6 protein-coding genes are annotated in these 5,783 nt (G+C 55.3%); all 6 read right to left on the bottom strand.

All coding sequences use genetic code 11. The features are described 5' to 3' along the window. On the bottom strand, window positions 1–1,435 hold a 1,435-nt coding region (locus ACFOMF_RS18215; protein ID WP_386367583.1), incomplete at its 3' end, for a hemagglutinin repeat-containing protein. A 786-nt stretch (window positions 1,436–2,221) separates the two neighbouring features. After that, window positions 2,222–2,512: a hypothetical protein gene (locus ACFOMF_RS18210; RefSeq protein WP_386367580.1), complete on the bottom strand. Its 291-nt coding sequence runs from the start codon at window positions 2,510–2,512 to the stop codon at window positions 2,222–2,224. Between the two features lie 80 nt (window positions 2,513–2,592). Next, window positions 2,593–3,498, bottom strand: coding sequence for a hypothetical protein (locus ACFOMF_RS18205; protein WP_386367578.1), 906 nt, complete (start codon window positions 3,496–3,498; stop codon window positions 2,593–2,595). Between the two features lie 221 nt (window positions 3,499–3,719). After that, window positions 3,720–3,929: a hypothetical protein gene (locus tag ACFOMF_RS18200; protein ID WP_386367586.1), complete on the bottom strand. Its 210-nt coding sequence runs from the start codon at window positions 3,927–3,929 to the stop codon at window positions 3,720–3,722. 174 nt (window positions 3,930–4,103) lie between these two features. After that, entirely contained in the window at window positions 4,104–4,349 is a 246-nt protein-coding gene (locus ACFOMF_RS18195; RefSeq protein WP_386367576.1) for a hypothetical protein, read from the bottom strand. After that, the coding region (locus ACFOMF_RS18190; protein WP_386367574.1) for a DUF637 domain-containing protein at window positions 4,339–5,783 on the bottom strand (1,445 nt) is incomplete at its 5' end. The genes ACFOMF_RS18190 and ACFOMF_RS18195, both read right to left, overlap by 11 nt.

Here is a 5,783-nt window from a genome sequence, read left to right as displayed (position 1 = left end):
CCGTGGAACTGCTCGCCGGCCTCTGCCTCGACTTCCTGAAAACAAACTCTGTCTGGCGGACGGGGTTTATGGAGCGCTTACGTTTCGCCGCCTGGTAGGTCTGGTCGCCGCCGCTGACCAGCAGCAGGTCGCCGCCCGTGCGGATCTCGCTGCCAACATGGGTGATCTCGGTGCTCTCGTCGCGCTGGAAGCTCTTGCGGCCGAAGCTGACCTTTTTCTTCTTCTGGTACAGCGAGTAGTCGTAGTCCTGCGCCGCCAGCAGGTTCAGCTCGCCGCCGGCCACCAGGTAGGCTTCGTCGTTCGCGCTGACCTTGCTGGAGACGAGGTTCAGGTCTTGCCCGGCGATGATGCCCAGGCTGCCGCCGGCGCTGATCTCGCTGGCCTGCTGCTGGACGTGGTCGGTCTGCCGGATGACCTTCTTGCTCTTGGAGTAGAAGTGTTCCTCGTTCGCCGCCGAGGCCAGGGTCAGGTCGCCTGCGGCTTGCAGGCCCAGGTCGCGACCGGCCCGAACGTCGCTGGCAATGACGGTCAAGTCCCGCCCTGCGTTGATCTCCAGATCACCCCCGGCGTTCACTTCGGCACCCAGTTGGGTCACCCGCTCGTTGAGGTAGCTGCTGCCACGCGACTGGTGCTGTACGTCCTGCACCGAGACGAGGGTCAGGTCGCGGCCGGCGTCGATGCCCAGGTCGCCGCGGCTGTCGAGCACGCCGCCCAGGTTGGCGACGTCGCGGCCGGCGGCCAGCGCCAGATCGCCGGATGCCTCGATGCGCGCGGCGCTGTCGGCGAAGCTACTAACCCATTGCTGGTTGCCGAGCGCGCTCTGGTGCACGCTGACGCTGCGTTCGTTGAGGATGTCGTTGCCCGCCAGCAGGCTGACGTCACGACCAGCGATGATGCCGCCCTGGGCGTTGAGGATGCTGTCCTCGGCCAATAGCGAGAGGCGCTCGTTCGCTTCGATCAGACCGCTGTTGGCGATGTTCACCGCCTGCACGTCGAGGTCGCCGCTGGCGCGCAGGGTGCCCTGGTTGGAGAGATCGCCGCCGCTGATCAGCGTGACGTCGCGGCCCTGGATCAACGCGCCGTTGGCCGCCAGCCGGCCTTCGGCCTGGGCCAGGTAGAGCACCGGCACCAGTACCCGCTCGCCATTCACTTCGTACTCTTCCAGCCAGACGATGTCGTGGGTCAGCGCGGCGACCTGTTCGGCGCTGAGCGTGACGCCGAGCGACAGGCCCAGGGCGTCCTTGCTGGCGATGGCGTTGTCCATCAGGTAGCGGTACATCGCTTCGTCGCTGGTCAGCCCGGCCAGGTAGCGCTGGCCGGTACGCGCGACCACGGCCTCGCGGATCAGGCGCTGCTCGTAGAGCCCGTCGCCCAGGCGTTTCTGCGCCTGGTCCGGGTCGTAGCCGAGGTTGCCCAGCAGGTAGTCCGAGCCCATGAACTGCTTGAGGTCGGTCAGCGCCGGGTTGGTTTCGATCAGGTATTTGTGCGGTTGCGTGGCCTGTGTGACCGGTACGCCCTGGGCGCGGGGGATGTTCTGGAGAAATGCCGATCAAGCAGTGAAGCGTCAATTGCCCCCTCACCGTGATCGTTTTATCGAGTTTTTAAAGAGCGGTAGATAAGCAAAGCGTTATCCACCCTACGATATCCAAGGCTACTTGCTATTATTTTCTCTTTCCCTCTAACTTCGTCATAAGCCACATCCCCAAACCTAGCACTCCACCCGTTGCGCCCCACCTTTAGCGGAGGCAATAAAAGCATCACCCCACATAAATCTGAACTCGCCAGACGAAACATAAAAAAACAATGCGACACCGAACTTCATAAAAACATAAGAAAAAAAATAAAAATAATATTAAAAACCACCAAGAACAATAAAAGCCCAACACCCGCTGTTTTAAAGATCATTTACCGTTTACCTCATTCAAAACACCTGAAACCTCTGAACCAACCACTTCAGCCCCTACTTATCCAGCCACTGCACCACCTATACTTCCTGCAGTTCCAGATATAATTGCTCTAAGTTTTTTTCTGAAATTGCTTTTCCTGCAGCAGCCCCCCACCCCTGCCCCAATCATCGCACTCGTCGAATCCGTTCCTTTGACCTGACTACCGATATAAGCACCTCCGGAGCTATTGCTGCGTGATGAGGTGCATCGGCAAGCTCAGATGCTGGAGTAGATTTTTGGGGATTCCTCAGAATCTGCCCCCTTTCTTTAACCCATTACTTGCCGTCACCCTCATCCCGATAAAAGTCTTCCTTACTTATATCGCCCCTGTCATACCATTGGCCTTTTGCGCTCTTTATCGCCTGTTTGCGATACCAATAGATCCACAATATTTTCCCCACCCCAGCAAATACTCCGACACCAGCCAGAACACCAGCCCAAAACCGTCTAACTCGGATCGTACGGTCAGAATCCGGAGTAAACTCCAGCCCCAGACTCAAATCAATCCAATCGAAGATATGATGAGCATTCCAAATACAAAAAGCCCCAAGCAGGATAATAACCATTGCCCTAAGATTTCCCGAAACTCTAGACGAATCCAAAAATCCGCCAGGTTGCATATATTTGGGTAGAGGCCTTCTCCTTCTCATTCTCCATCCCTCCTTACTCTGTCAAGAAGGATAGGAAGCCCACCGCTCACTGTATTCCCGGCCGCCTCGCCCATATAGGCCGGATACGGATTCTTCGTACCGATATTCTGCAAAAGAATCGCCTTATTTGGATCAATTACAGAGACCCCAATACGATAGGGGAGAACACTAGCCGCTAGATCGGATACCCAGTTATTTGCCAAGCTTCCGAACCCGCCAGCAACCGCACCAACACCAGTAGCCCTCCTAATGCTTGTATCTTCAGCATATATATAGTTGTTAGCAACCGCGTTCACCCCAGCAACCGAGGCCCCAAGCAGCACATTAGCCAGCATTCCTCCCGCCAACGGATAGGCCAATCCACCCGTCACACCCGCCACCACGGTCTGCCCAGGTCGATACTCGCCGCCACCAACCACTTGTCCGGCAGCATCAAAACCAGAAACCAGCATTCCGCCCGTCAAGATAGGACGAACACCATAGATAACCAGAAGACTTCCGCCCGAGATCGGCAATCCCACCAATGACGAGGCCCCCAAAGTAAAGGCATTCTGATCAACCTCCATTTGTGCCGGAGTTCGCATATCCAGCGTATTCAGGCTATACGAGAAACCTGCCGCACAGGCGATACACCCCGGGAACTCCAATGGATACTGCATCTGTTGCGGATCAAGCTGGATTCCCAGCGAACGATTATCCCACGCATAGCCGCTGGTATTTTCCGCAACATACTGGATCGCACTCACGTTAGCCTCTGGTAGCAACTGGATAAAGCTCTGGCCATCCCCACCAAATATCCATTGGCCACCCGTGTCGTAAATACCACCCGTCGTAACCACCATGTCGCTATTGGCGTATATATCTTCTCCGGGAATACTGGAGCGCCTGAGCGCATCTTCCATCTGTTCTCATAAGCCACATCCCCAAACCTAGCACTCCACCCGTTGCGCCCCCACCTTTAGCGGAGGCAATAAAAGCATCACCCCACATAAATCTGAACTCGCCAGACGAAACATAAAAAAACAATGCGACACCGAACTTCAATAAAAACACAAGAAAAAAATAAAAATAATATTAAAAACCACCAAGAACAATAAAAGCCCAACACCCGCTGTTTTAAAGATCATTTACCGTTTGCCTCATTCAAAACACCTGAAACCTCTGAACCAACCACTTCAGCCCCTACTGATCCAGCCACTGCACCACCTATACTTCCTGCAGTTCCAGATATAATTGCTCTAAGTTTTTCTGAAATTGCTTTTCCTGCAGCAGCCCCCACCCCAGCCCCAATCATCGCACTCGTCGAATCCGTTCCTTTGACCTGGCTACCGATATAAGCACCTCTGCGAAAAAGGGGACAGATTTATTTATTGAGCAACCCCATTAGCCAGAAAATAAATCTGTCCCCTTTTCTCGTAAATCTGTCCCCTTTTCTGCTCCAGGCTACTTTCTGGCCTGCACCTTATTGCCCCTTTTCATCAGTCTAAAACAAACCTACCCCTTCTCACTATTTCTTCTGACCACCATTAAATGAGCCAATTAAAACTAAAACTATAGCCACAATTGTTAATATGCTCCCCAACCGCCAAGAAGCGTTAACAGAAAAACAAACCACTTCATTAAAGTCTAGGGGGGCTTGTCTTTTAAGCAACCAAACCAGAATCCTTGCAATCAAAAAAGCAAGAAAAGACGCACATACTGAAACGACAAACGTCTTCCCCCCCCAAAAAATCCATTTCAAATTACTCTTCATTACTTTTTATTTCCCCGGCCACTATGTCTCCTATACCTTCAGAAACTGCAGAACCAGCAACTGCTCCAAAATTTTCTTTTACCGAGTTAGAGATAGAATTTGGCAAAGAGCCACTAACAACCTTCCCCGCGGCAGTCCCAGCGGCAGTCCCCACCCCCGCTCCAATCATCGAACTCGTCGCATCAGTTCCCTTGATCTGACTGCCGATGTAGGCACCTCCAACATTTATCACTTCCGAAGCCAGGAAGCCTTTCCCTTGGGTCAAGCCGCCCACTACAGCTGCGATTGTGGCATCCGTAAAGTCAAGTGAATTCAAATCGGAAAGTGAGGCTTTACCGGAGCTTAACTGGTAACTGATATTAGCCCCTCCGCCAATCGCCACACCTAACCCCACAGTTGCTGCTCCAGCAGTAGGCACCACCACACCGCTTCCCGCAAGCATGGCCGTAGCCCAAGCTTTCAGGAGTTCCTTAGCAGGCTCAGGACCTTCGAATCCTTCGCCACGGGCCATTGCCTGCAGGGCCTTATTAGTAGCTTCAGGAGATGCCCCTTGCTCTTGCATATGCTGGGCAAGAGAAGTGGCAGCCTGACCGTATTGTGTTAACCCCGCCGGCAACTCGAAGTGGTTATATTTCGTCGCATTTCCTGCTACCCAAGCCCCTGTCTGCAGGCTTTCCACATCGTCGTTGCCCTGCGCCGCAGCTGTCAGTACTCCGATCACCTGCGAGTTCATCACTAGCAGGCTTTTCTTCTGGTCCGGGTCCATGCCCGCATATTGCTGCGCCAGGCTGTCGACGAGGGCTTCGTTCATGCCCGTTGCCAACGCACCGGTCTTGAAGTCGCCACCCGCTGCTTCCGCCGCAAGACCTCCCATCAGCGCATGCAGGCCGATCTTGGCAGGGCTCCCGCCTTGCAGGTTCCAGTTATCCGGGGTGCTCAAATCACCCACCAGGTTGAAGCCCGCCGCTGCGAAGGTGCTGGCAAGTGCGCTCTGTAACGCATCGCCCAGGTCGGCCTCCAGGCCCAATGCCTGGCTCACCACAGCCGACGTGGCGTTCTGCAACACTTGGTTGGCAGCGAATTGCCCGATATTGCTCGCGCCGCTCACCGCGCCGCTGTTAGCCAGCAGGCCTCCTTCTCCGGGCAGGCTGGAGGCTCCCGTTTCGGTGCCCGTCCAGCCGTCATACAGCCCTGTGGTCAGGCCCGCTGTGATGCCGCTGACAGCATAGCCCTTCAGCGCGTCGCTGGAGGTTATGTCCTTGAGCACCGCGCCCAGGTCGCCCTGGTTGTTGATGGTGCTGATGGCGGCACCGCTGGCCGCCGAGGTCGCGGCAGTGGCCAAGGCGACATTAGCCCAACCCGCCGCCACCGTTGAACCTACTGCCGCACCACTTGCAACTGCCGAGGCGGTAGCCGTTCCCGCTGCCGCCATTG

Source organism: Stutzerimonas tarimensis, from assembly GCF_042648805.1.
GTDB classification, from domain to species: Bacteria; Pseudomonadota; Gammaproteobacteria; order Pseudomonadales; family Pseudomonadaceae; genus Azomonas; species Azomonas tarimensis.
The sequence above is the reverse complement of the archived record's forward strand: the minus strand, read 5'-3'. Positions and strand labels throughout refer to the sequence as shown.

Excerpts from the sequence above, each read along its gene's own strand:
- ACFOMF_RS18195 (WP_386367576.1), bottom strand. The coding sequence starts at position 4,349 with ATGAAGAGTAATTTGAAATGGATTTTTTGGGGGGGGAAGACGTTTGTC.
- ACFOMF_RS18205 (WP_386367578.1), bottom strand. The coding sequence starts at position 3,498 with ATGGAAGATGCGCTCAGGCGCTCCAGTATTCCCGGAGAAGATATATAC.
- ACFOMF_RS18210 (WP_386367580.1), bottom strand. The coding sequence starts at position 2,512 with ATGGTTATTATCCTGCTTGGGGCTTTTTGTATTTGGAATGCTCATCAT.